The 23541-nt window shown below is 52.0% G+C and carries 18 protein-coding genes; 7 read left to right on the forward strand and 11 right to left on the reverse strand.

Annotated features, from left to right (window positions below):
- Window positions 1–114: 114 nt before the first annotated feature.
- The 5 genes from PGL01S_RS01375 to PGL01S_RS01395 all read right to left on the reverse strand — a co-directional run bounded on the left by PGL01S_RS01375 (window position 115) and on the right by PGL01S_RS01395 (window position 5212).
- Complete coding sequence (locus PGL01S_RS01375) at window positions 115–1275, reverse strand: trans-sulfuration enzyme family protein (protein WP_127490783.1); 1161 nt, start codon at window positions 1273–1275, stop codon at window positions 115–117.
- A 52-nt stretch (window positions 1276–1327) separates the two neighbouring features.
- Window positions 1328–2155: a carbohydrate ABC transporter permease gene (locus PGL01S_RS01380; RefSeq protein WP_127490784.1), complete on the reverse strand. Its 828-nt coding sequence runs from the start codon at window positions 2153–2155 to the stop codon at window positions 1328–1330.
- On the reverse strand, window positions 2156–3037 hold the full coding sequence (locus PGL01S_RS01385) for a carbohydrate ABC transporter permease (RefSeq protein ID WP_127490785.1): 882 nt from the start codon (window positions 3035–3037) through the stop codon (window positions 2156–2158).
- A 68-nt stretch (window positions 3038–3105) separates the two neighbouring features.
- The gene (locus PGL01S_RS01390; protein WP_116393913.1) at window positions 3106–4431 is read right to left on the reverse strand and encodes an ABC transporter substrate-binding protein; all 1326 of its coding nucleotides are present in this window, start codon (window positions 4429–4431) and stop codon (window positions 3106–3108) included.
- Window positions 4432–4531: 100 nt separating this feature from the next.
- A complete protein-coding gene (locus PGL01S_RS01395) occupies window positions 4532–5212 on the reverse strand; it encodes a FadR/GntR family transcriptional regulator (RefSeq protein ID WP_127490786.1) in 681 nt (226 codons plus the stop codon).
- A 417-nt stretch (window positions 5213–5629) separates the two neighbouring features.
- Between PGL01S_RS01395 and PGL01S_RS01400 the strand changes: the two genes are divergently transcribed.
- Window positions 5630–5926 (forward strand): CD3324 family protein, encoded by a 297-nt coding sequence (locus PGL01S_RS01400; RefSeq protein WP_015842974.1) that lies wholly within the window; start codon window positions 5630–5632, stop codon window positions 5924–5926.
- A 72-nt stretch (window positions 5927–5998) separates the two neighbouring features.
- On the opposite strand, the gene PGL01S_RS01405 is transcribed toward PGL01S_RS01400, so the two are convergent.
- Window positions 5999–7549, reverse strand: a complete 1551-nt coding sequence (locus PGL01S_RS01405) for a TolB family protein (protein ID WP_127490787.1) — start codon at window positions 7547–7549, stop codon at window positions 5999–6001.
- A gap of 258 nt (window positions 7550–7807) precedes the next feature.
- On the opposite strand from PGL01S_RS01405, the gene PGL01S_RS01410 reads away from it, so the two are divergent.
- Window positions 7808–9433, forward strand: coding sequence for a glycosyl hydrolase (locus tag PGL01S_RS01410; RefSeq protein WP_127490788.1), 1626 nt, complete (start codon window positions 7808–7810; stop codon window positions 9431–9433).
- Between the two features lie 912 nt (window positions 9434–10345).
- Here the strand turns inward: PGL01S_RS01410 and PGL01S_RS01415 are convergent.
- The 4 genes from PGL01S_RS01415 to PGL01S_RS01430 all read right to left on the reverse strand — a co-directional run bounded on the left by PGL01S_RS01415 (window position 10346) and on the right by PGL01S_RS01430 (window position 14860).
- The gene (locus PGL01S_RS01415; RefSeq protein WP_127490789.1) at window positions 10346–10774 is read right to left on the reverse strand and encodes an RbsD/FucU family protein; all 429 of its coding nucleotides are present in this window, start codon (window positions 10772–10774) and stop codon (window positions 10346–10348) included.
- Window positions 10775–10789: 15 nt separating this feature from the next.
- On the reverse strand, window positions 10790–12292 hold the full coding sequence (locus PGL01S_RS01420; protein WP_127490790.1) for a rhamnulokinase: 1503 nt from the start codon (window positions 12290–12292) through the stop codon (window positions 10790–10792).
- Between the two features lie 42 nt (window positions 12293–12334).
- The gene (locus PGL01S_RS01425) at window positions 12335–12994 is read right to left on the reverse strand and encodes a class II aldolase/adducin family protein (protein ID WP_127490791.1); all 660 of its coding nucleotides are present in this window, start codon (window positions 12992–12994) and stop codon (window positions 12335–12337) included.
- A 75-nt stretch (window positions 12995–13069) separates the two neighbouring features.
- Window positions 13070–14860 (reverse strand): L-fucose isomerase, encoded by a 1791-nt coding sequence (locus PGL01S_RS01430; protein WP_116393921.1) that lies wholly within the window; start codon window positions 14858–14860, stop codon window positions 13070–13072.
- Between the two features lie 212 nt (window positions 14861–15072).
- Between PGL01S_RS01430 and PGL01S_RS01435 the strand changes: the two genes are divergently transcribed.
- On the forward strand, window positions 15073–16083 hold the full coding sequence (locus PGL01S_RS01435) for a LacI family DNA-binding transcriptional regulator (protein WP_127490792.1): 1011 nt from the start codon (window positions 15073–15075) through the stop codon (window positions 16081–16083).
- A 41-nt stretch (window positions 16084–16124) separates the two neighbouring features.
- Here the strand turns inward: PGL01S_RS01435 and PGL01S_RS01440 are convergent, their stop codons facing one another.
- Window positions 16125–17945: a PAS domain S-box protein gene (locus PGL01S_RS01440; RefSeq protein WP_127490793.1), complete on the reverse strand. Its 1821-nt coding sequence runs from the start codon at window positions 17943–17945 to the stop codon at window positions 16125–16127.
- 173 nt (window positions 17946–18118) lie between these two features.
- Between PGL01S_RS01440 and PGL01S_RS01445 the strand changes: the two genes are divergently transcribed.
- The 4 genes from PGL01S_RS01445 (at window position 18119) to PGL01S_RS01460 (ending at window position 23514) form a co-directional block, all read left to right on the forward strand.
- Entirely contained in the window at window positions 18119–19102 is a 984-nt protein-coding gene (locus tag PGL01S_RS01445; protein ID WP_127490794.1) for a substrate-binding domain-containing protein, read from the forward strand.
- Window positions 19099–20562: a sensor histidine kinase gene (locus PGL01S_RS01450; RefSeq protein ID WP_127490795.1), complete on the forward strand. Its 1464-nt coding sequence runs from the start codon at window positions 19099–19101 to the stop codon at window positions 20560–20562. The genes PGL01S_RS01445 and PGL01S_RS01450 overlap by 4 nt, the downstream gene beginning before the upstream one ends.
- On the forward strand, window positions 20537–21895 hold the full coding sequence (locus PGL01S_RS01455) for a response regulator (protein WP_127490796.1): 1359 nt from the start codon (window positions 20537–20539) through the stop codon (window positions 21893–21895). Before PGL01S_RS01450 ends, PGL01S_RS01455 begins: the two co-directional genes overlap by 26 nt.
- 242 nt (window positions 21896–22137) lie before the next feature.
- Window positions 22138–23514, forward strand: coding sequence for a sugar porter family MFS transporter (locus tag PGL01S_RS01460; RefSeq protein WP_116393927.1), 1377 nt, complete (start codon window positions 22138–22140; stop codon window positions 23512–23514).
- Window positions 23515–23541: the final 27 nt, after the last annotated feature.

Raw genomic sequence — 23541 nt, forward strand, 5'->3', positions numbered from 1 at the left:
TCTCCTTCTATATATTAATGTGGCTACTTATTAAAATAACACATGCCCTTAAGTTAGCAAAAAGCCCGCCATGCGGCGGGCTGCTGTCCTGCTATTCCTTATAACTGACTGACGTTATGTTCCAATAACGTGCCGCCATGCCTGCTCGATATCCCCGATCAGCGTTTGCGGATCCTCCAGACCGATGTACAGTCGGGCTACAGAAGGGTTATTCCCCGTTGCATTGCGGCTTGCAGGCGTTTGCCCAACCGTCACCAGACTTTCGAAGCCGCCCCAGCTGACTCCAATCCGGAAGTAACGCAAGGCGTCCGCCCACTTCTTCAGCATTTCTGCCGGCAACTGCGTTTCGAAGGAAAATAGGCTGCCGTACCCGTCCAATTGCTTGCATGCGAGAGCGTGCTGCGGATGCGAAGGCAGACCGGGGTGATTCACGCGGTTCACGAGCGGATGCTTCTCCATAAATTCCGCGATAATCAACCCGCTGCTATGATGTCTTTCCATCCTGAGAGGCAGCGTTCGCAGCCCCCGGATCATGAGGGAAGCCGTATGCGGAGTCATAACGCCCCCAAACAGCATATACCCTTTGTTTGCAATTTCATCGATCAGGTCCGCGCGGCCTGCCACGACGCCTCCCAGGCAATCGCTATGGCCGGAGAAATATTTGGTCATCGAGTGGAGCACGAGATCTATTCCCCAATTAAGCGGACGCTGGTAGCATGGCGTCGCCCAGCTGCTGTCAATCATCGTAAGAACGCCCTCGCGTTTCGCAAGCGCCGCGACTCCCTCCAAGTCCTGAAGCTGGAACAAGCCCGATGTCGGGCTCTCCAGATAGATCAGTCGCGTGTGCGGCCGTAACTGGTCTTCGAAGTCAGATAACAGACAGCCGTCGACGTAGGTTACTTCGACCCGGTACCGTTCCGACAATTCGTCCAGGAACTGCCTCGTTGGTCCATAAGCTTGATTGACGCAGATGACATGGTCTCCTGATCTCAACAGCGCGTGCAAGGAGCCGGCTATGGCAGCCATCCCCGACGCGAAGCAGCGCGCCCGTTCAGCCTCTTCCAATTCCGCTATTTTGCCCTCCAAATATTGTACCGTCGGATTATTCCCCCGGGAATAGACGGTAGCAGCCAATACGTCCTGCATGGCATGATCGAATGACTCATGGTTTTCGAACGCAAACAGGCTATTTTGATAAATCGGCATCGTGACGGCGCCGTAATGCTTCGTGTCCACTTCGTCATGCGCTACTTTGGTATGCAGTCCTTCATTCATTCGGTTTCTCTCCCTATGCATTCATTCCTTTGTTTGCGTCATTCCGCCGCTATTAACCCTTCTCGGCGCCTTGCGTCAGCCCTTCCACGATATACCGCTGAGCGAACGCAAACAGAACGACGGTCGGAATGACGGACAATACGGTACCGGCGGACATGGAACCCCAATCCACGTCGAACTTCATGACGAAGGAGTTCATCGCCACGGGCAGCGTCTTCAAATTCTCATCGTCAATAAACATAACCGCCATAAACAGCTCGTTCCAATTTTGCACGAATGCGAAAATAAAGGTGGATGCGATTCCGGGCAGCATGACCGGTATAATGACCCGAATCAGAGCCGTCAGCCTGGAGCAGCCGTCAATCATCGCCGCTTCCTCCAGACTGCTGGGAATTCGCTGGAAGAACCCCCGAAGCATAATCGTGGAAAAAGGAATAAGCATAACCGTGTAGGCAAGAACCAAGGAAAACCGGTTATTAATCAAGTTCATGTCGGCCATCAGCAGATAGAGCGGCGCGAGCGAAATAAACCCGGGCAGCATTTGCGTCAAGAAAAAGGCCATCATAATTTGCTTATGCCCCCGGAACTGGAACCGGGCCATGACATAACCGCTTAACGTTGCAATGCAGATGACGATAAGTGCGGCAATTACCGAAATAAGCAGACTGTTTCCGATATAGACATGAAACTTTGAAACTTTAAAAATATTGGCATAGTTTTCGAAGGTAAATTTCTCCGGCCAATACCGAATCGGCAAAGAAAAAATCTCCTTGCGCGGCTTAAGCGAAGTGATTACGATCCAATAGAGCGGAAAAACCATAATGAGGAAAAAGATGCCGAGATAAAGCGACTTCAGGCCCGTCAACGCGCGTTGCTTCATCTAGAAGTCACCTGCCTTTTCCGATCTTGTAGCGAACAGATAAAACACGGTGTACAGCATAAGTATGATGATCATGATCACGCCAATCGCCGAGGCCATTCCGTAATCCCCGCCATAGATAATCTTATCCAGCATAAGCGAAGAGAGAATATGAGTCGTTCCGGCAGGTCCGCCGTTCGTAAGGCCGTAGATGATGGACGGATCGTTGAAGATCCAGATGGCCCGGAGCAAAGTCGTTGCGATAACCGTCGGCAGGATATAAGGAAACGTCACGTTAAAAAACTTGCGCAGCCCTCCGGCACCGTCCATTTCCGCCGCTTCGTACAGATCCGCGGGCACGGATTGCAGCGCGGCCAGCAGCATAATCGCGAAAAACGCGATGCCGTACCAGACGTTAGCGATGATAACCGACGTCATGGCCCATTTCGGATCGGAGAGGAAGCCGATGCGCGTATCGATAAGGCCCGTTCGCATTAACAGATCGTTAATGACGCCAATTTGCGAGTTGAACATCCACTTCCAGATCAGGCCGATTAGAAAACCGGACAAAGCCCAGGAATAGAAAACAAAGCCTTGATAGATCCCTCTTCCCCTGAATTTTTTTCGCAGCGTCAGAGCAAGCGACAAACCGATCAGGAATTGCAGCACAAGCGAGAAAAACACCCAATACCCGCTGTTCTCGAGCGCCGAAAGAAACTTCGCGTCCCGAAACGCGGTTTCGAAGTTTTGCAAGCCGATGAACTGAACGTTGGTCAGGTCAAACAGCACGTAATTTTGAAACGCCATGACTACCCCTTGCAAAAAAGGATAGAACGTAAACACCAGCAGCAATGCCAATGCAGGAAGCAAACTGAGTAATATGTACCTTCGCTGCTTGCTCATGCCATCTCACCTTCCCCCGCTAGTAAAATGCGGCAGGCGGTTCTCATGCCGCCCACCGCTATTTAAGGTCATTTTTTCAATTCAGCTTTCGCTTTCACCCAGTAATCGTCCCATTTCTTCAACGTATCTTCCACGCTCGTCTGTCCCAGCAGCATGCTCTGTCCGGATTCCATGGCTACCGTGCCCCATTGTCCGTTCGCAGGATATTGGAAAGGCGGCTTGAAGTTAACGAACGTGTCCGGCTGATTCGTCATATCAAGCAGCGTCTTGTACGGTCCGCTTTGGAAAAATGCATCCTCGGTAGCGGAAGAGTGAATCGGCACGGTGCCGTGGCTCTTCGACAGCTTGGTATTCTCTTCAGGCGAGGACAAGAAGCTGATCAGCTTCCAGGCAGCTTCTTTGTTTTTCGAGTAGGAGGTAATTCCCCAACCCGCGCCGCCGGCGGAAATGAGCGCTTTGCCATTCGGACCCTTCGGCATCGGAGCGGTTGCCCACGTGCCTTCCTCCATGCTATCGTTCAACGTCTGTATAACGTCCGGATCCTGCAACAGGAATGCCGTTACGCCGGACGTAAACGCTTGTACCTGTTCCTGGAAGCCCCAGTTGATAGAGTCAGGCGGCGAGCCTTCTTTATAGAGCTTCACGTATTGTTCGACCGCTTCCTTCGCTTCCGGAGACGAATAGATGGTGCCGCCGTCCTTCAGGAACATCGCGTCATCGATATTGATTTTTTCCGAATCGTAAGCCTGGATCATCGTATCCGGAACGGCGTTGGCGCCGGATCCTCCGCGGAACGAGAAGCCGAAGCGGTTTTTGGACGGGTCGGTCAGCTTCACGGAAGCATCGATTAACTCCTGGTATGTAGCCGGAACGGAGATGCCCGCTTCCTTCAGCCAATCCGCGCGATAGAACAGCTGCCGCTGATAGAGTCCGTTTGCGATGAAATACAGCTTGTCGCCAACGGTAGCGACGGACTGGGCGACGGAGGTGACGGTTTTGAAGTCATCCCAATTTTTCGTATAGTCATTAAGCGGTTCCACGTAGCCGTTGTTTACGAATTCCGCCACGTTGAGATCGCGAACCTCAAGCACGTCAAGCTCTTGCTTCGCGTTAAGCATCGTTCTGATCTTGTTGTCCGCCTGATCGAACGGCGGCGAGATCAGTTCGACCTTAATGTTCGGATTCTGATCCATAAATGCCTTTATGCCTTCTTGAATGATGGCCGTGCGATTAGGGCTGGTCAAGCTTTCGATCATGCGCAGCGTAACAACCTTGTCTCCTCCACCGTCTCCATTCTTGGAGCCGGAAGAACTGCATGCCGTTACGGTCAAACTTAGTGCCACACCAATCATAGATACGGATAACAGTGATTTCTTCCAAGACATTTGTTGCATTGGAATCCCCCTTAAAATGAGTGAGTATCATACTGTATACCTGTCTGATAGGTTTAATATAAGTGAGCCATTTACAAGTTGTCAATATCTAAATTTTCTGTCAATATTCCCGTATAGTCTCCTCGATAATGTCCATCATTTGGCTAAATTCGTTCAACGCGTGCTTTGCATCGTGGTTTGCAATCCCGTCGAATAAAGTGCGGTGAAACGGGTAGGTATTGTCGAACAGCTCTTTCACCCCGAACGGGCCCGAAAAGAACTTCTTAATCAGCTCCGATATGGAGTCGTACACGCTATGAAGCAGCGGATTGCCTGCCGCGTCGTAAATATGCTGATGGAATTTGTAATCGATCGCCGACGTATCCAGACCTTTTTGCTTTCGTTCGTCGTATTCCGCGAGGCATGCCTTCATCTCCTCGATCTTGGCGTCCGTTATCCGTTTCGCGGCCAGCTCGACGGCTTTGCCTTCCAGCGCCCTTCTAACGTCAAGAATATCGAGCAGAAACGATTTTTCGTCGTCTATTTTTACTTTTCCGCTGTAACGGTAAGAGCCCGCATCGTTGACGTATATGCCTTTTCCGTTAATGACCTTTACGATTTCAATGGCTTCCAAATATCGCAGCGCTTCGCGCAAGGAGGACCGTCCTACACCAAACATCCGGACCAGCTCGTCAACGGACGGAAGCTTGTCCCCTTCCGCCAATTCCTTGTCTGCAATATATTTGATGATCTCCTCGGATACGAGTTCATGGGTGTGCTGCTTTTTAATTTTGCGAATCATCGTTCAACCGTCCTTTATACCTGTCAGATAGGTGAATATTATTTAAATATTTTAAGAATGTCAACTAGGCGTACGTTTCAGTTGGCTGAGAAGGCGAATGAGCAAGGAGGATTTTAAATTCGATTATGGCAAAATACAAATTTAACCGTTTTTGCCCTTGCGGGATACCGCCTTTCTATGCGTTAATATAGATGTCGGGCCGACGAAATGAACGGAAAGGAGGCTGAACGAAATGATTCAGATCCAGGAGGTGGCATTCGCGTAAGCGAATGTCCCATATAGGGGGAACCTACCCGGTTCCCCCATCAATTTTGAATATAATCGCAACGCAAAATACGAAAGGAGGAGGGTTAGCCATGTTTAACGCAAAACAAGCCAACGAAAGCCAATGGAACCAAATATCGAAGGAGGGCCTCGATGGGGCGTTACAAAAACGGAAAAGATGTGCTTCCCCCGACTCTGCTTAGGCAAATCCAGCAATATATTGATGGCGAATTGCTTTACATTCCGAAACAAAGCGAAGAGCGAGCCGGCTGGGGACAGCTGAGCGGCACCAAAGCGCGGATCAACGATCGCAATGGTGAGATCTACGCGGAATATTGCAAAGGGCGGTCAATCGCTGACCTTGAGCGGGTTTACTTTTTATCCGGGGACAGCTTACGAAAAATCATATGCAAACAACAGCAGAATGCCCGCATAGGCAGCGGAAGCTGATGCGGTACTTATATAGCATGACCATAAAGATAGCCTGCCACCGGTAATTCGAGGGCAGGCTATTCGCCTATTCTAATGAATCCATCTATAGTTCATTTTGTTGTCGACAATAAGCGTATCGTCGACTAATTGAAGCCCCTCACCGAGCGGTTCATTAAATACCGTAACGGAGATGGCATGATTCACCGGGTTATAGCGGCTAATCGTCGTTTGCTCCGAGCTGTAATCGCGTGCCGCCCATATAAGCTGCGGCCCTTCCGGTTTCGACAGCAGAACGTAATTCCTGTCCTCATTGCCCGTCTCTTCCGCTGGCGACCAGAATAGCCCCTCATCACGGTCAACAAACAGAAGCGGTCCGGTTCGACTGACCACCGCCATCGGCGACTTCAAATCCTCCAGCTTTTTCGCTGGCGTCAGATTCGTGATTTGACCGGTCAACACGTTAGCCAAGGCGTATGTTCGATCAATCTTGCGGGGGACCGCCCCCTTTTCAGCACGATCCAGCCGGTACCAGGACAGCACTCCCTCATTTCCTTTCGCAAGCCAGCCGTTCCAGTCCACATGAGTCAGACCTTCCTTCGGCTTAGCCTGAACATCCCAGGTCAAGTCCCCTTTCTCATCATAAAAAGCTATTGCTTCAGGCGCGATAATGTAGGCCTCATCCCCGCCCAGCACGTTGTCATGACTGTCGCTCAACGTAAAGGCCAATGCCGCAAACCTGCTGTCCGGGCTCCAATCGAATGCCGGATAGGAATGATAACCAAGCGTTGGCGGAATAACCTTAAGCTCTTTGCCATTCCGGTCGTATAGACGGAAGCTGTCGGTTTGTTCATGCCAGAACAGATTGCCGTCCGGCGAAGGCGTCACGAGATACAACGGCCATTCGTGCTTGAATGGTCCTTCTATCCGCCGAACCTCGCCCGTAAGTATGTCCACCGACCAAAGACGGCCATCCGAATAGCTGTTCAGATACAAATATCCGGAATTGTTCATCCATCCCCTTGCATAAAAAGACGGCGATACATCCGGCACCGCATTCGCCGCTATTGTCTTCATCCGCCCATTGCGTAAATCAAGCGCGACCACGTCGTATTGGATGCCCTCCTGCCCGTCCTCCCGCTTCTTGGGCTGCACAAGAACAAGCTGATCCTGTTTTGTAAACCCGTAAGCCCCGGCAATGGAATCGACGGAATAATTATCCTTCACAATAATATCCGCCGCCGGATACAGACTGTACGTCTGCTCTTTGGGATTAACGGCAACGACGTCCAACCGATATCTAATCCCCTCCGGGTCGTAGACGGTTCGTTTTACGACATGGGCCACAAGATTACGGTCATTCGGGGCTGGAAATGTTTGTGCGACAAAACCGTTAACTTCTTCCGAATCATGTAAGGGAAAGGAGAACCCTTTATCTTGTTTTATTAAGTCTATGCGCAAATCTTCGCTAGCGGATGACGCAGCGGATGGCGTAGCAGATGCCGGCGGAATGCCGGAAGCTTGTGCTTCCTCCGTTGCAGGCTGTTTCGCAGAGGGCGCAGAATTAGAGTTTGAATCCGGGCTGCAGCCCGTTAAGAGTAACGGCACAAATAAGATTGCAGTCGTTATGGCGGTGAGCTTCATTCGTTAAACCTCCCCTTTTGCTCCTATATGATCTAGACTTTATTTTCCAGATAAAGGTTGCTGCGGATTGAGGTTTGGCTTTTCATTTTCTTCCGTTTCAAGTTCCCTGGTCTATGTGTAAAAGAAGTTAATAGGACTAAAGTCGTCTATTTCGGACAAGTATTCAGCTGTGCAAACGCGAAACCGATAATTGTAGAAAGAAATGCCTATTCCAGGCAAATACAACAAGCTATAGGACAAATAAGGAGGGCATGACAAATGACAACCGCTCGAAAGAAAGGCTGGAGGGGATTGCGATTTATCCTTGCGATGGCGTTTATTCTGGCCTTAACGGTACAGCCGCTCGCGCAAACCGTGCATGCGGCAGACACGGTACACCACTGGAAGCATTACACAAACGGTGTTTCTTATATGAATCAAGGCAAAATCAAGCTCGCGATCAAGGAATTCGAGCTTGCCGTAGCCCAGTCGGAGCAAGCCGGTTACTTGCGTAAGCTGGCAGAGGCTTATACGCTGGACAATCAGTTCCAGAAGGCGGCCGATACGTATTACCGGGAAGCCAAAATCCACAAAGCGATCGGGGAAAAATCAGGCGACCTAAACACGTATTTTGCCGTACTGGCCAAAGCTGACGCCTTGAATACGGAAATCGATCTTTATCTCGAGAAAGATGGTGCCTCCCCCGCATCCGGAAGCAGCCAATTAGCGAAGTTCGAACCCGCGTCGGGCATGTACATCGGTGCCTACGTAGAGAAAGACAGCGGCGTCGAGAAACAAAAGGACGGCAAATTTGACGCCTTCAACAAGCTCGCCGGCAAGCAGCATGCCGTGTTTTTCAATTACCATAAATACGGCAATCCGTTCCCTTATCATTGGGCAGAGACCGTAAAAGAAGCCGGTGGCGCGATTCAAATTGCGCTGCAGCCGGATGACGGGTTAAACGCGGTGAAGGATGATGCGTATTTACGCAAATTCGCGCGGGATGCAAAAGCTGCGGGCGTTCCGGTCTTCCTCCGGTTCGCCTCCGAGATGAACGGCAGCTGGGTGAAGTGGAATGGCAATCCGTCGCTCTACATCGAGAAGTTCCGCCTGGTCTCGAAGGTCATGAAGGAAGAAGCTCCGAATGTCGCTATGGTCTGGTCGCCTGCGGCGAATCCGAAGCAAAAAATCGCGGCTTATTATCCGGGAGACGATTATGTTGACTGGGTTGGCCTCAGCATTTACAGCGTCAAATATTTCAACGGCAACGTGAAGGAGCCCGCCGATCAAGTGAATCCGCTGGATTCCGTCGATTACACGTACAAGCTGTACGCTTCCCGCAAGCCCATCATGATTAGTGAATTCGGCGCGACGCACTTCAGCAAAGCGGGTAATACGTCTGCCGTCAATTTTGCCATTACGAAGATGAACATGCTCTATCATGGCGCAAAACTGAAGTATCCTCGCGTAAAATCAATCAACTGGTTCAGTCTCAATACGTTGACGGATTCCTACAGCGCGGAGCGCAGCCTGAACAACTTCAGCCTGACGGAAAGTCCGGCATTGCTCGCTTCTTACGGCAAAATGATCCAAGATCCTTATTACTTGTCGAAGGTCGTATCGGGTTCAAGCAGTTATACGAAAACCGTAAGCAAGTTTGCGAATCAAGGCACAATCGGCAAGCCGGCTACCGGCGTCGTATGGGTGAAAACGTATGACCCTTATATTAGCAAGGTCGTCATTAAGCTGGACGGCGCCGTTGTGTTGACGCGCCAGCAGTATCCTTACACCTTCTCGATCCAGCCGGACAAGCTGAAAGCCGGCAGCCATAAAATCGAGGTTGTTGTCTTTGATTCCAAGAACCGCGAGGCTTCCCGCAAATCGTATACGTTTAAGACGACTTAGGTCTTGTTGGCCGTGCCGGATTACCGGCACGGCCTTTTCGCGTCCGCGTCCCCTACGCGTTGACCCGCCGACCACACAGTAACATGGTTTTTCCGGTTTACCAGTTTGCTCTCACCTCGCGTTAACCTGCACCCTCCCAGTAACACAGTTTTTCCCGCTTACCAGGCTGCTCTCACCTCGCGTTAACCCGCCGCCCTCCAGTAACACGGTTTTTCCCGCTTACCAAGCTGCCCTCACCTCGCGTTGACTCGCCTCCCTCCCAGTAACACGGTTTTTCCCGCTTACCAGACTGCCCTCACCTCGCATTGACCCGCCGCCCCCAGTAACACGGTTTTTCCGCTTACCTGGCTACTCTCACCTCGCGTTGACCCGCCGCCCTCCCAGTAACACGGTTTTTTTGGCTTACCAGGCTGCTCTCACTTCGCGTTGACCCACCACCCTCCCAGTAACACGGTTTTTCCCGCTTACCAGGCTGCCCTCACCTCGCGTTGACCCGCCTGCCCATTCAGTAACTTGTTTTTTTCGCGTTATCTTCTTAACGATGTGCCACATCGTTAAGTCAAGTTAATTTACTCGCATGGGCTAGCTTAACAATGCCGGACATCGCTAAGCACCTTAAAATCAGTCAAAACTGGGCATTTCCGCTGTATGAGCGCCACCTTTACGATGTGCGGCATCGTTAAGACCAGTTAATTTACCCGCTTGGGCTAGCTTAACGATACCGCACATCGCTAAGCTCCTTAAAATCAGCCAAAACTGGGCATTCCCCCGGTATAAGCGCCACCTTAACGATGTGCCACATCGTTAAGACCAGTTAATTTACTCGCTTGGGCTAGCTTAACGATGCCGCGCAGCGTTAAACGTGCGCGAACGAAAAAAGCTGCCCTCGCGGGCAGCTTCCTCCATTACAAACTATTTAATAACGCCTTTTTTCAAGATCAAGTTGGCGTAGATCGCGCTTTCGCCGGTTGCAACGATAGCGTAGGCTTTCTTCGCACGCTCGTAGAAGGCGAACCGCTCCACTTCCTCGAATGGCTCTTCCAAGCCGCTGCGCTGCGCAATAATAGCCTTATACTCGCCCCAGATCGGCGTCTCCGCCGGATCGCCCGGCATCACCTGCATGAGAGCAGCCGGCTTCTCGACATATTGGTCAAGCGGGAACAGCTGCATAATCGCATCCAGCAGCTCGGGCACGCCATGTCCGTCGCAGCGGACAAGACGCTGGGCATGGCTTACCGCCGGAAAATTGCCGTCGGCCAGCACAATTTCGTCGCTATGCCCCATTTCCATCAGGATCTTCAGCAATTCGGGTGAAAGGATCTTCGGAATACCATTCAACATCGCTAGGGGTCCTCCCTAATTAAGATCAGCCTGCAACAGCTGCTTGAATCGTGCATAAGCTTCATTCCATACATCCGTATCCGCTGGCTCGTAGATATCAACCGGGAAGGATGCCGCCGACAATTGCCGCGCTTCCTCCAGATTCGCGCATTCTCCAAGCGCCATAAACTGTGCCAGCATGTTGCCAATCGCGCTTGCTTCCACCGGTCCGGCCCATACCGGGCGGCCGATCGCATTTGCCGTCAGACCGCAGAGTAGCTTGTTCTGAATACCGCCGCCAACCATATGCATGCCGCCGTAATGCTTGCCCGTCAGCTTCTCAATCTGCTCGAGCGCATTCCGGTACTTAAGAGCAAGACTGTCCATAATGCACCTTGCAACCTCCGCCGCCGATTCCGGAACAGGCTGCCCCGTCTCGCGGCAATAGCTACTTACCTTTTCCGTCATGTTGGACGGGCCGAAAAACCTCAGGTCATCCGGATTAATGAGATAGCGGAAAGGTTCCTCCTGCTCGGCCATAACCGCAAGCTCGCCAAAAGAAAACGCCATCCCCTGCTCTTCCCACTCCCGCCTGCACTCCTGCAAAATCCACAGCCCCATGATGTTCTTGAGCAGCTGGTATTTGCCGCCAACTCCGCCCTCATTCGAGAACTCAAGCTCCATCGCCTCTTCGGTTAACAACGGCTGGTCAAGCTCCGTCCCTACCAGCGACCAGGTGCCGCATACCAGGTACACAAACGGTTCTGCCGCTGCCGGAATGGCTGCGACGGCCGATTCCGTGTCATGCGTGGCAACGGCAACCGCTTCAACGGCCGGAATTGCCAGCTCCTCGCAAACTTCCTCCGACAAGGGCCCAATCCGGGTTCCCGGATAAACAGGCTCAAGGAACACCTCTTCCGGAATCCCCAGCTCCTTCATAAGAGCCGTGTTCCACTTCCTAGTATCCGGATGAAGAAGCTGCGTGGTAGTCGCCATCGAAAACTCGCAAACCCGCTTCCCCGTCAGCAAATAGACGAGCAGGTCCGGCGTCAGCAGCAGCGTCCTCGCCGCTTCCAGCTTTGGAGAAGCTGCCTTTTTCATGGCATACAGCTGATAGACCGTATTAAAGGGCATAAACTGCAGACCGCCCTGCCGGAACAGCTCTCCTCTGCCAAATCTGGCTTCGATCTCCTCAATCAGCCCTTCCGTATGCGGATCCCGGTAATGATAGGGATTGCCAAGGAGCTCCCCATTCGCGTCAAGAAGGCCAAAGTCGACGCCCCATGTATCCACGCCAAACGTAACCGGCTTATACCCAAGCTGGAACGCCTTGCGCAGCGCATGCTTCATCTCCTGCAGCAGCCTAAGAATATCCCAATGCAAATGACGGCCAACCTGAACCGCAACATTCGGAAAACGGTGTATTTCCTCTACTTCCAGCCTGCGCTCCGCCAAATCGGATCCCGTCAGCCTGCCAATCAGCGCCCTGCCGCTGCTTGCTCCAAGATCAAACGCCAATACGGTGGTTGCTTGTTCCATATGCCTGAATTCCTCCTTGCAGCGGCAGCCGCTGTCCTTAAGTTATTGCTGCTTCTGCAGCAGCTTGATCCGGTAAGCCTCGCTCTCAAGCGACGCGATCTCCTCGAATTCTTCCTTCGTCAGCACCTTTGGTTCTTTAACCTGGCTGGCGATCAGGAAGATCTTCGCGCTCTCTTCCACAACCTCCGTCCGGTAATACGCCTCGCGCAGGTTGCGTCCGGTTGTGACAAGGCCGTGATTGCCAAGCAATATGCTGCTTGCTTCCTTCACTTTAGGGACGAGGGCATCCGCCAGCTTCTCTGTCGTAGGCAGCACGTATGGGATATAGACGGTCTTGCCGACAAGCGCCGCCTGGTCCGGGAACATGATCGGAAGCTCCTCTTCCACCAGCGTAAAAGCGATACAGTAAGGCGGATGGGTGTGAACAATGGCCCCAATCGCCGGATTCGCACGGTAAGCGTACAAGTGCATTAGCACCTCGGAGGACGGACGAAGTCCGTTATCCTCTACCGCGCCGGTCTCGATATCAACGGCTACCCATTGCTCCGGCTCCACTTCGTCAAGGGCAAAGCCGCTTGGCGACAGGTACATTTTCCCTTCATGCTTTGCGCTTATATTGCCGCCCGGTCCAACGACCAGCTTATTCGCAACGGTCTTTCTTGCGTATTTGCACAGCTCCTGCCGAATATCCAATCCTCTCATCTCCTAAAAAGAATTTCCGTATTTTGGGCCCACTAGTGGACCTATTAGGTAATTCTTACTTCGAAAGCATGTTGCTTACTTGTACAATGGCCCAAAATTCGAGCAAGCCCGGTAGTCAGCCGCTTCTTTGTCGTTAGTGCCGAATAGACCCCATGCCCGCGGACGGAAAATGTTCTCTTCCGGAACGTTATGCATATTGACCGGAATACGCAGCATCGAAGCAAGCGTAATCAGCTCTGCGCCGATATGGCCGAAGCTGATCGAGCCGTGGTTGGCTCCCCAGTTGTCCATGACGTCGTATACGGAAGTGAAGGCGCCTTTGCCTGTCAGATTCGGGGCGAACCAAGTCGTTGGCCAGGTTGGATCCGTCCGCTTGTCGAGCTTGTCATGCACATCGCTTGGCAGCTCGACGGAGTAGCCTTCCGCAATTTGCAGAACCGGCCCTACGCCTTTAACGAAATTGATCCGAGACATCGTCATCGGCATGCCGCCGCGCGACAGGAAGTCGGAGGAGAAGCCGCCGCCGCGGAAATATTCCACGCCCGCCGGTCTCCACGAAGTAGCCGCAAGGCAAGCCGCCGCTTCGTCTTCCGTAATATCCCAGAACGGCTTCATCGCCGGCTGGCCGTCAAGCTGCTGCTCGCCGGTACCGTCGAGCGTTGCCGAACCCGAGTTAAGCAGATGCAAAATACCGTTAGCCGCATGGCCTTCAAGCTTATGTCCCGTTACCCGCTCCACGGAAGCCGGGCTCCAGTAAGTGCGCACGTCCGCGAAAATTTGCGGCGTATTCGTCAGCAGGTAGCCAAACAGCATAACGACGCCGTTCAGGCTGTCATTCTCCGTTGCGACAATAAACGGAGGGCGGATGCCGTTCCAGTCAAAGGAGGAGTTCAGAATCGCTTCCATAAAGTCGCCGTTCGGGAAATGGTCCGTCCACTGGCGTTGTCCCTGGAAGCCGGACACAACCGCATTATGGCCCATCGCTTCTTCGCCGAAGCCAAGCTCCGCAAGGCGCGGGTTGCCGATCATCAGGTCGCGGGCGATCATCGTCATTTTGACAACCGTCTCCCAGTCCTGATCCTTCTTCTCCCGCGAGGTTTGAATCGCTTCCGGGTTATTGTCCGGACCTTCCGCGCAGTTCTCTTTCACCCAAGCAAGCGCTCTCTCGAATTCGGCAGGATCGTAGATCTGCTCCTCGAAGCGGCGAACAAACTCGGACATATCGATGTATTCGGTCCGCATGCCGAGGTATTCCTGGAAAAAGGAATCGCTTACAATAGAGCCCGCGATACCCATCGATACCGAACCCATCGACAAATACGATTTGCCGCGCATATAAGCTACCGCAAGTCCCGATTTCGCAAAGGAAAGCAGCTTGCCTCGCACGTCATCCGGAATGGAGGTATCGGATGCTTCCTGAACTTCCTCGCCGTAAATGCCAAATGCCGGAATGCCTTTTTGCGCGTAGCCGGCCAGAACGGCAGCCAAATAAACCGCACCCGGACGCTCCGTTCCGTTAAAGCCCCATACCGCATTCGGGATGGAAGCGTTCATATCCATCGTTTCCGTACCGTAACACCAGCAAGGCGTAACCGTTATCGATACCCCAACATTCTCGCGGGCGAATTTGTCCGCGCAGGCCGCTGCTTCCGCCACCCCGCCGATAGTCGTATCCGCAATGACGCATTGCACAGGTTCACCGTTCGGGTAACGCAAATTTTCGGCGATTAGATTCGCGACCGATCTAGCCATATTCATCGTTTGAACCTCAAGCGACTCGCGAACTCCCTTGCGGCGTCCGTCTATCGTTGGACGAATTCCGATCTTCGGAAAACCATTCTGAAAGCGATAAGCGATGTCCGTCATAAATACCCCTCCTAAAAAGAATTGTCACACAAACAGCCGTTAAGGCTGTTCGTGATGATTCTTACCTCGAAAGCATAAACCAATGAATGAATAATAACGAAACTAGCAAATAAAATGTTACCGATAACTCTAATTTAGCAAGGTGTCCTGTTGCTGTCAATCGTTTTCTCTTGTAAGATAAAAGCATGAAATGTCGATGAGGAGCAGTAGGTATGGTTACAATCTATGATATTGCGGAGAAAGCTAACGTATCCGCGATGACCGTTTCTAGAGTTATCAATAACACAGGCAGAATAAGCGAGAAAACAAGAGCCAGGGTCAAAAAGGTCATGGAAGAGCTGAACTATGTTCCGAACCAAATGGCCCGCAGCCTTGTTCTGCAGCAGACCCGGAGCTTGTTCCTGCTTATTACCGATATAACGAACCCGTTCTATACAACATTGTCCCGGGGGGCCGAAGATGCCGCCACCAAGAACGGCTACCGCCTGCTGTTCGGCAACAGCGACGAGAGTCTGGAGAAGGAAGCCGACTACATTAATACGATTCTGACGACCCGGGTAGACGGCGTGCTGATTGCCCCGGCCGGCGATCCATCCCTGCCTCATCTCGAATCGCTGCAGCGGCATAACATCCCGTTCGTCCTTCTGGACCGCGAGGTGCCCGGCGTCGAATGCGACATCGTGCTTGGAGACAGCAAGGAAGGCGCACGCCAGCTGGTTAACCATCTTGCCAAGCAGGGCCATCACCGCATTGCGATGGTAAACGGATCGGATACGATCTCAAGCGCGAGACTGCGTCTTGAAGGTTATAAGGAAGCGCTAATCCTGAATGGATTGACCTATGAGGAGAGCATCGTCTTTGAGACCAGTTACGGTCCGCGCACCGATCTGTCGGAGATGGAAGCCTGGCTGGATTCGCTAGACCCGCTCCCGACGGCCGTCGTAGCTGGCAACAATGTATTGGCGATCGAAGCCATCCGCCTGCTGAGAAAACGAAATATGCGGATTCCGGAAGACATCTCCATCGTCTGCTTTGACGATTTTGGCCCGTATTCCGAGGTTGATCCGTTTATGACGGTTGCCGCGCAGCAGGCCTATCAATTCGGTTACCTGGGCATGCAGATGCTGATCGACCGCATTCAGAATAAAGAGGAAGCCGGACCGTGGAAAAAAATCGTCCTGCCCGCGGAGCTGATTATCCGCCGGTCCGTCTCTTCCCTATAAAAGACAAGAAGGCTGAGCGACGATATCGCTCAGCCTTCTCTTCATTGCTCCTCCGTATTTAACGGCAGGATGATTTCAATCGTTGTTCCTTCTCCCGGAACGCTTGATATATTCATCAGCCCTTGATGCTGCTCGATAATGCGCGAGCTGATCATAAGGCCAAGCCCCGTCCCCTTCTCCTTGGTCGTAATAAACGGCTGTCCGATTTGACGGATGATCTCATCCGGAATGCCCATGCCTTCATCGCGGATCGTCAGGCGCATCCGCTCATGATCCGGTTCCATCGCCGCCGTGATCGTGATCTGCCCTCCAAGGGGCATTGCTTCTATCGCATTTTTTATAATATTGATAAAGACCTGCTTCAGCTGATTCTCATCGCAATAAATCGACGGAATACAGTTCTCGAATTCCGTGCGGATCGATACGTTCATCAGAATCGCCTGCGTTTCCAAAATCGAAATGACGGCATGTAAAATATGATCCAGCCTTCGCGTGCTAAATTTGGAGAAATGCGGCTTCGCAAGAGTCATAAATTCATTCACGATAAAATTGATCCGGTCCAGCTCATTGGTCATAATGTCATAATAGAACGAGTTCCCCTCCGCCTTGGATTTCAGCAGCTGGGTAAAACCCTTCAATGCGGTTAACGGGTTGCGGATTTCATGCGCTACGCCCGCGGCCAGCTGCCCGATCACCGAGAGCTTCTCGGAACGGACAAGCATCTCTTCCGACCGTTTGCGGTCCGTCAAATCCCGGATAACGGTCAGAATCACCATTTTTCCCCGGTAATTATGGATCCGGATGCTCGACATCTCAACGTCGATCGTCTGACCGTCGTTGCACAGCAGCTTATTTTCGATAAAATTCGTGGGGTCGTCGGTATGAATCACTTTGTTGAGCACATCCATCAGATCGTCGCTATAAGCGGGATCGACGTAATCAAGGATAGGCCGCCCGACCATCTCGGAATCGTCGGCAGCGCCAATCAACTTGACCGCTAATTTATTGGCATACACAATTTCGCCATTGTCGATCAAGACAATAGGCTCGGGGAGGAACTTGATAATACGCTGATACATGTTGGCACTGTCGCGAAGGGAGCGCTCTTTTTCCTTCTTGATCGTAATATCCTGTACCGTGCCTAGCAGCGCAGGCTTGCCTTGAAAGGAGATCAGGCAGGAGTTGCCTTCGAGGTGAACAGGGGAGCCGTCCTTCTTAACCCCTGTAATGTTGAAATGAAAGTAGATTTGCTTCTGATCCATCAAGGTTACTTGCGCATCCCGCGAAACGACTTCCAGCTCGCCGGGCAGCATTAATTTTTCCAGCTCTACCTGCAGCAATTCTTCATTCGTATAACCATACAGGGCTGCCAAGTACGGGTTCGCATACAAAATACGGTTTCCCTGTCCTACAAACACACCAGCCAGCGCGCTGTCTGCCAGATGACTGTACAAGCTTTCCGCTTCAAACAAGGAGGCTTCCATCTTAATCCGGTCGGATATATCCCTCTCAATTCCAACAACCCCGATGATATTCCCATTCTCATCCCTAAGAGCCGTAAGAGTAAGGCTGACATACACCATCGTGCCGTCCTTGCGCAGCTTAAACGTCTCCTGACACTGCAGACTTTCGCCAAGCTTGGCCTTATCGATCATTAATCTTCGTTCTTCAAGAAGATGTACCGGCGTAAAGCAGCAGGGCTTGCCAATCAGCTCTTCCCTCTTCCATCCGTGAAGGGCTTCAAACCCAGGATTGACATCAAGAATATTCTCATCCAAATCTATTACGACAATCCCGTCGGGGATATTGTTCCATATCGATTCCATAAAGTTATGCTTCATTATATGACCATGCTTGTCCATTCGAATATTTCCACCTTTTCGAATTCAAAGTGATCGCTACTCAAATCAATTCCACAAAATGCCGGAATCCCCTGCTAACATGAACATTGAATTTAGATTAATTTTGGCTTTAATGTCCGTTCATGTATAATGTGGCTATTATTCAGACACCCGAGGAGAGCTTAAGAAGCCATATGGCCAACCGAAGAAGATGGAATATCGGCGTCCTTCTGTTACTTATTATTTTTGCCTATGTACTAGTCCAGTTTTATTGGTCTACCGTACGGATTAGAGGTCTTGTAAACCCGCTGGAGGCAAGCGATCAAGATCAAACCAAACGGCAGATCGCCCTAATCTCGCAAGAGCTGGACAACCCGTTCTGGCGATCCGTCGAACAGGGGGCGCTGAAAGCTGCCGGTCAATACCGGATGGAGCTGCAATACATGGGACCGTTCCGCATTAACGCGGAGGAACAGATGAAGCTGCTGGAGAAGGCGATTGCCTCCAAGATGGACGGGATTATTTTGCAGGGGATCGGAACCGAGCAAGATAAGGCGTTAATCGAAAAAGCGAACAAGCTTGGGATTCCGGTCGTTACCGTCGACACGGATGAACCCGGCAGCAAGCGCCTCGCTTATGTCGGCACCAATAACGCTTATGCCGGACAGGAGATGGGACGCCTTATTGCGGAAGGCGGACCGAAGGAACCAAGCGGCGTCATTGGCGTTCTTGTAGGCAGCAAGGAGGCTGCCAATCAGCGGCTCCGACTGGAAGGATTCCAGTCGGTCATTAACACGTATAAGGGGCTTTCCATTGCGGAAGTACGCGCTTCGAATATATCCAGGCTTCAAGCCGCGCAGCAGGCTGAGTTAATGCTGAAGGAGCATCCGGAGATCGATTATATGGTCGGCTTCAGCTCCCTTGACGGTATTGGCATGGCGGAAGCCGTTGCCCGCGTTAAGCCCGGCGGGGTTACTATCTTTTCTTTCGATGACCTAGAGGATACTCTAACCGCTATCAAGAAGAAGCAGATCGAAGCTTCGATTGTGCAGCAGCCCTCCCAAATGGGTTATGAAGCGATGTCTCTGCTGAATCAATATTTTCAGGGACAAGCCGTTTCTTCGAAGCAGTATACTCCGATTTCCGTCATTACGGATAAGGAGGTTCCCGCCCCATGACACTTCGAAGGAAGCTGCTGCTCTTTATCCCGCTGCTGGTGCTCCTGACGAACGGCGTCACGTTCTTCCTGTTCGAAAGCTCCAAAACGGTGCAGCACAGCTACAATACGATGATGGACCGCATGCTGCTGTATACCCGGTCGGCGCAAACGGCCGATGAGAATGTGCGGGCCCTGTACGCGTATCTGCTGAACCCCGAGGGCAACAACCGGGCTTCGCTTCAGCAGCAACAGGCGGAACTCGCGCAAATTAGCGGGCAGCTGGCAAGCCAGCGGACGGAGTCCGACATCGCCGGTGTGCTGCAGGGATATGCCCATATGCTTCAGACGCTGGCGGAGCAAGTACAAGCTGCTAAAAAGTCCGCCGCTCCGAACGAGGCGCTAGATTACTATGAGGATACGGAGCGCACGAGCTCTTTCATAAGAGAGGAAGAACGCCGTCTCATTGACCTGGAGCTTAGCGCTTACGAGCCGGTATACCGGAGCATCCAATTGGAAATCGTACGAATGGACTGGCTTGGTCCTGCCGTATTCATCATTAATACGCTGCTGAGTATCGTTGTTGCGTTATGGATATCCAGAAGCATTACGGAGCCGGTGGACCGTCTCGTGCAAACGGCGCAGCATCTGTCCAAAGGGCAGCTCGATACCGCTTATCTTCCTGAACGCTCGAATGACGAGCTTGGCATCCTGTCGGAAGCGTTCCGCCATATGATTCAGGATTTGAATGACTTGATGGGTCGGGATAAGGAACGCATGGAATCGGAGCGTCTAGTGAAAGAACTGGAGCTTCAAGCCCTTCAAAGCCAGATCAACCCGCATTTTTTGTTCAATACGCTAAATGTGCTGTCCAAGCTGGCGCTGCTTGAAGGGGCCGATCAGACAAGCGACCTTATTGTGTCGATGTCCAAGCTGATCCGTTACAACTTAAGCCAGCTGGACCGTCCGGTTACGCTTGGCGACGAGCTTAAGCATGTTCAAGAGTACTTCACGATTCAACAAGCCCGGTTCCGCAACCGCGTAGAAATCGGACAACAGATCGACGAATCCGTGCTGGATATGCTGATTCCCGCTCTGACGGTACAGCCGCTTGTGGAGAATGCTTTTGTGCACGGCGTGGAACGGATGGAGTCAGGCGGAATGATTCAGCTTGTTATCGAGCGGTCCGGCGAAAACGTTAAAATAGTCATTAGGGACAACGGAGCCGGAATGACGATAGAGGATCGCGACGCGCTTCTTGCCCTTCAAGAGCCCGCCCAACCCGCTCCCGCGAAAAAAAATTCAATGGGCTTTGGCACGCGAAATGTGATTAAGCGGCTGCGGCTTTTCTATAACCGGCAAGATGTCGTAAGGATCGAAAGCGAGCCAGGACGGGGAACCTCGGTTATTCTCCTCCTGCCTCAGGGCGAAGAGCAGAAAGGAGGACCGGATCACGATGTACCGTCTATTGATCGCCGATGACGAAGCGCTGGAACGCGAAGGGCTGGAGCATCTCATTCACCGGATGCTGCCGGACAGGTTCCAGATCGCATTTGCCGATAATGGCCGAAAAGCCATTGAACAGGCGGAGGAATTCCGCCCCCATATCATTATGATGGATATTAATATGCCCGGTATTCAAGGTCTGCAAGCCATCCGGGAAATAAAATCTCGCCTGCCGGACACCAAGTTTATTCTGGTGACGGCATATGACTTTTTTGCCTATGCCAAAGAAGCGGTTTCCCTAGGCGTAAAAGAATATATCGTCAAGCCTGCCGGACGCGAGCAGATCTCGTCGATCTTGAACCAGCTCATTGAGGAGCTGGAACGCGAGAAATCCAAACGGACCGAAGAGCTGCATTTGCGGGATAGAGTATCCCAACTGCAGCCGCTGGTGGAAAACGAACTGTCCCTCTTGCTTATGGTCGATCAGGTGTTGGATGCGGATGAAGAGAAGCTGTCCGACTGGCTAAGCTTCCCGCTTGATGAGGGCTGCGCGGTTGTTGCGGCCTTCCCTAAGCAGATTTATACGCTGGATAAGAAAAAGCTGTACGAAACGTTCCGCAGCTTCGCCAAGACTTACGGGATTTCCTGTATTGTCAGCTCCTTGATCGACTTGCATATGGCTATTTTTATTCGGAATGATACGAAAGATCATGACTGGAAAGCCGAGATCAAGATGTTTGGAGAGAAGCTGTGCAGTCTGGCCGAAAGGCAATTCCAGCTGCCGGTTACGATAGGAATCGGATCGGTCCAATCAGGCGCTGGAGGCTGGCGCAAATCTTATTTCGAGGCTGTATTCGCTTCTGACGTTGACCGGCATCTCGGCGAGGTCCGCGATTTCGAAGGTGTGGTACAAGGTACGGGGTCAACCGTTGCCGCGGCGGCGGCGGCGGCTCCAGCTTCTTCGGGCGAACACTCCGATCCGGAGGATCAACGCTCCTATGTTATCTCCGCCCTGCAGCGGATTCGGGAGCAGCGGGAGCAGCAGACGATTAACGTAATGGATAAGGCGAAGCAGTACATTGGGCTTCATTTTACGGAGGAATTGTCACTCGAGGAGACAGCCGAGCATGTTCATCTGAATCCCCACTATTTCAGCAAAGTGTTCAAGCAGCAGGTTGGAGCCACGTTCATCGATTATTTGACGGGGCTGCGGATCGAGAAAGCCAAGCAGCTGATCTCGTCCGCCGATGAGCTGGCTTTGAAGGAAGTATGCTTCGAGGTTGGTTATAAGGACCCGAATTATTTCAGCCGGGTGTTCAAGCGGGTGACCGGGCTCACCCCGACCGAATACCGCAGTCAAGCGAAATGATCAGGATATGCAGGGAGTTCATGCCAGGGCGGCATGGACTTTTTTGTTTTGGCAAACTAATAAAATGCTATACGCTTCAAGCACTCTCCTTTATAGCGGACAAGGAGGCTTTTCCATGCTGGAACTACACAAATAAGTGCTGACGAATGTCCGCTAACCCTCTTCATTCCGGTGTTATAATGAGACTCGTTTCAATAAACGCAACCATTCAATCAGTCACATATGGAAGGGGAATAAATAAAATGAGCAGCTTAACTGCAAATGCCGATGGCAAAAGCATGAAGTTTGTTACGCTCGTTTCGATGATTGCCGCTCTCGGCGGTTTATTATTCGGCTTCGATACCGCTGTCGTATCGGGAGCAATCGGATTTATGCAAGACCGTTTTGACTTAAACGAGGTGGCCGTCGGCTGGGCCGTATCCTCGCTTATCATCGGATGTATTGTTGGCGCGGGATTCTCCGGCGTGCTAAGCGACCGTTTCGGTCGTAAAAAAGTACTTATCGCGGCAGCAGCCCTGTTCATTATCGGCTCGATTGGCTCCGCGATTCCGGATACGTTCTCGATGTACATCGTTGCCCGCATGATCGGCGGTCTTGGGATCGGGATTACGTCCACGCTTTGCCCGCTGTATAACGCGGAGATTGCTCCGGCTAAATACCGCGGCCGTCTCGTTGCCTTGAACCAATTCGCAACGGTTACGGGGATCTTCCTTGTTTACTTCGTCAACTCGGGTATTGCCGGCTATGGCGATGATGCTTGGGATATTGCAAACGCATGGCGCTGGATGTTTGGCGTAGGCGTTGTGCCAGGCGTTATTTTCTTCATTCTGCTCTTCCTTGTGCCTGAAAGCCCAAGATGGCTAATTAAGCAAGGTCGGGCGGAGCAAGCTCTCCATATCCTTCTTCGCATTCACGGCGAAGAGGAGGCAAGGCAAGAGGTTCTCGATATTAAAGCCTCTTTCGCTGAGGAAAAAGGCAGCTCGCTCAAAGAGATTTTCCGCCCGGGCATCCGCCTTGCATTGATCGTTGGCGTCGTGCTTGCCGTTCTTCAGCAAGTCACCGGCATTAATGCGGTTATGTACTACGCGCCGGAAATCTTCAAGTCGATGGGCTCCGGCACGGATTCGTCCCTGCTGCAAACGATCCTGATCGGCCTCGTTAACTTCCTGTTTACGATTCTGGCCATCTGGCTGATTGATAAAGTCGGCCGCAAAGTATTGCTGCTTGTTGGTTCGTCCGTCATGACGATCTGTCTGGCGGTTATCGGCATCGCATTCCATACCGGCCATACGACCGGCTCGCTTGTGCTGATCTTTATCCTGATCTATGTTGCGGCATTTGCCGTGTCGCTTGGACCTGTTGTATGGGTCGTTCTGAGCGAGATCTTCCCGAACCGCGTCCGCGGCCGGGCTACCGCAATCGCATCGATGGCGCTGTGGATCGCCGACTACGTCGTATCCCAGTCGTTCCCGCCAATGCTTGAATCGGCAGGACCATCCGTAACGTTCTGGATCTTTGGCGCCATGTCGCTGATTACGTTCCTGTTTACGATGCGCGTTGTACCGGAGACGAAAGGCAAGTCGCTGGAGGAAATCGAGGCGTCCTGGAACGGGAAATAAGAAATTAAGGTATCGCTCAGGCGGACG

Source organism: Paenibacillus glycanilyticus NBRC 16618, from assembly GCF_004000805.1.
Classification (GTDB): Bacteria; Bacillota; Bacilli; order Paenibacillales; family Paenibacillaceae; genus Pristimantibacillus; species Pristimantibacillus glycanilyticus.

What these genes read in the sequence shown, in the direction of transcription:
- PGL01S_RS01440 (WP_127490793.1), bottom strand. Translation starts at nt 17,945, where the DNA reads ATGGACAAGCATGGTCATATAATGAAGCATAACTTTATGGAATCGATA.
- PGL01S_RS01415 (WP_127490789.1), bottom strand. Translation starts at nt 10,774, where the DNA reads ATGTTGAATGGTATTCCGAAGATCCTTTCACCCGAATTGCTGAAGATC.
- PGL01S_RS01385 (WP_127490785.1), bottom strand. Translation starts at nt 3,037, where the DNA reads ATGAGCAAGCAGCGAAGGTACATATTACTCAGTTTGCTTCCTGCATTG.
- PGL01S_RS01410 (WP_127490788.1), top strand. Translation starts at nt 7,808, where the DNA reads ATGACAACCGCTCGAAAGAAAGGCTGGAGGGGATTGCGATTTATCCTT.
- PGL01S_RS01375 (WP_127490783.1), bottom strand. Translation starts at nt 1,275, where the DNA reads ATGAATGAAGGACTGCATACCAAAGTAGCGCATGACGAAGTGGACACG.
- PGL01S_RS01430 (WP_116393921.1), bottom strand. Translation starts at nt 14,860, where the DNA reads ATGACGGACATCGCTTATCGCTTTCAGAATGGTTTTCCGAAGATCGGA.
- PGL01S_RS01390 (WP_116393913.1), bottom strand. Translation starts at nt 4,431, where the DNA reads ATGCAACAAATGTCTTGGAAGAAATCACTGTTATCCGTATCTATGATT.
- PGL01S_RS01445 (WP_127490794.1), top strand. Translation starts at nt 18,119, where the DNA reads ATGGCCAACCGAAGAAGATGGAATATCGGCGTCCTTCTGTTACTTATT.
- PGL01S_RS01420 (WP_127490790.1), bottom strand. Translation starts at nt 12,292, where the DNA reads ATGGAACAAGCAACCACCGTATTGGCGTTTGATCTTGGAGCAAGCAGC.
- PGL01S_RS01450 (WP_127490795.1), top strand. Translation starts at nt 19,099, where the DNA reads ATGACACTTCGAAGGAAGCTGCTGCTCTTTATCCCGCTGCTGGTGCTC.
- PGL01S_RS01455 (WP_127490796.1), top strand. Translation starts at nt 20,537, where the DNA reads ATGTACCGTCTATTGATCGCCGATGACGAAGCGCTGGAACGCGAAGGG.
- PGL01S_RS01405 (WP_127490787.1), bottom strand. Translation starts at nt 7,549, where the DNA reads ATGAAGCTCACCGCCATAACGACTGCAATCTTATTTGTGCCGTTACTC.
- PGL01S_RS01395 (WP_127490786.1), bottom strand. Translation starts at nt 5,212, where the DNA reads ATGATTCGCAAAATTAAAAAGCAGCACACCCATGAACTCGTATCCGAG.
- PGL01S_RS01380 (WP_127490784.1), bottom strand. Translation starts at nt 2,155, where the DNA reads ATGAAGCAACGCGCGTTGACGGGCCTGAAGTCGCTTTATCTCGGCATC.
- PGL01S_RS01460 (WP_116393927.1), top strand. Translation starts at nt 22,138, where the DNA reads ATGAGCAGCTTAACTGCAAATGCCGATGGCAAAAGCATGAAGTTTGTT.
- PGL01S_RS01400 (WP_015842974.1), top strand. Translation starts at nt 5,630, where the DNA reads ATGGGGCGTTACAAAAACGGAAAAGATGTGCTTCCCCCGACTCTGCTT.
- PGL01S_RS01425 (WP_127490791.1), bottom strand. Translation starts at nt 12,994, where the DNA reads ATGAGAGGATTGGATATTCGGCAGGAGCTGTGCAAATACGCAAGAAAG.
- PGL01S_RS01435 (WP_127490792.1), top strand. Translation starts at nt 15,073, where the DNA reads ATGGTTACAATCTATGATATTGCGGAGAAAGCTAACGTATCCGCGATG.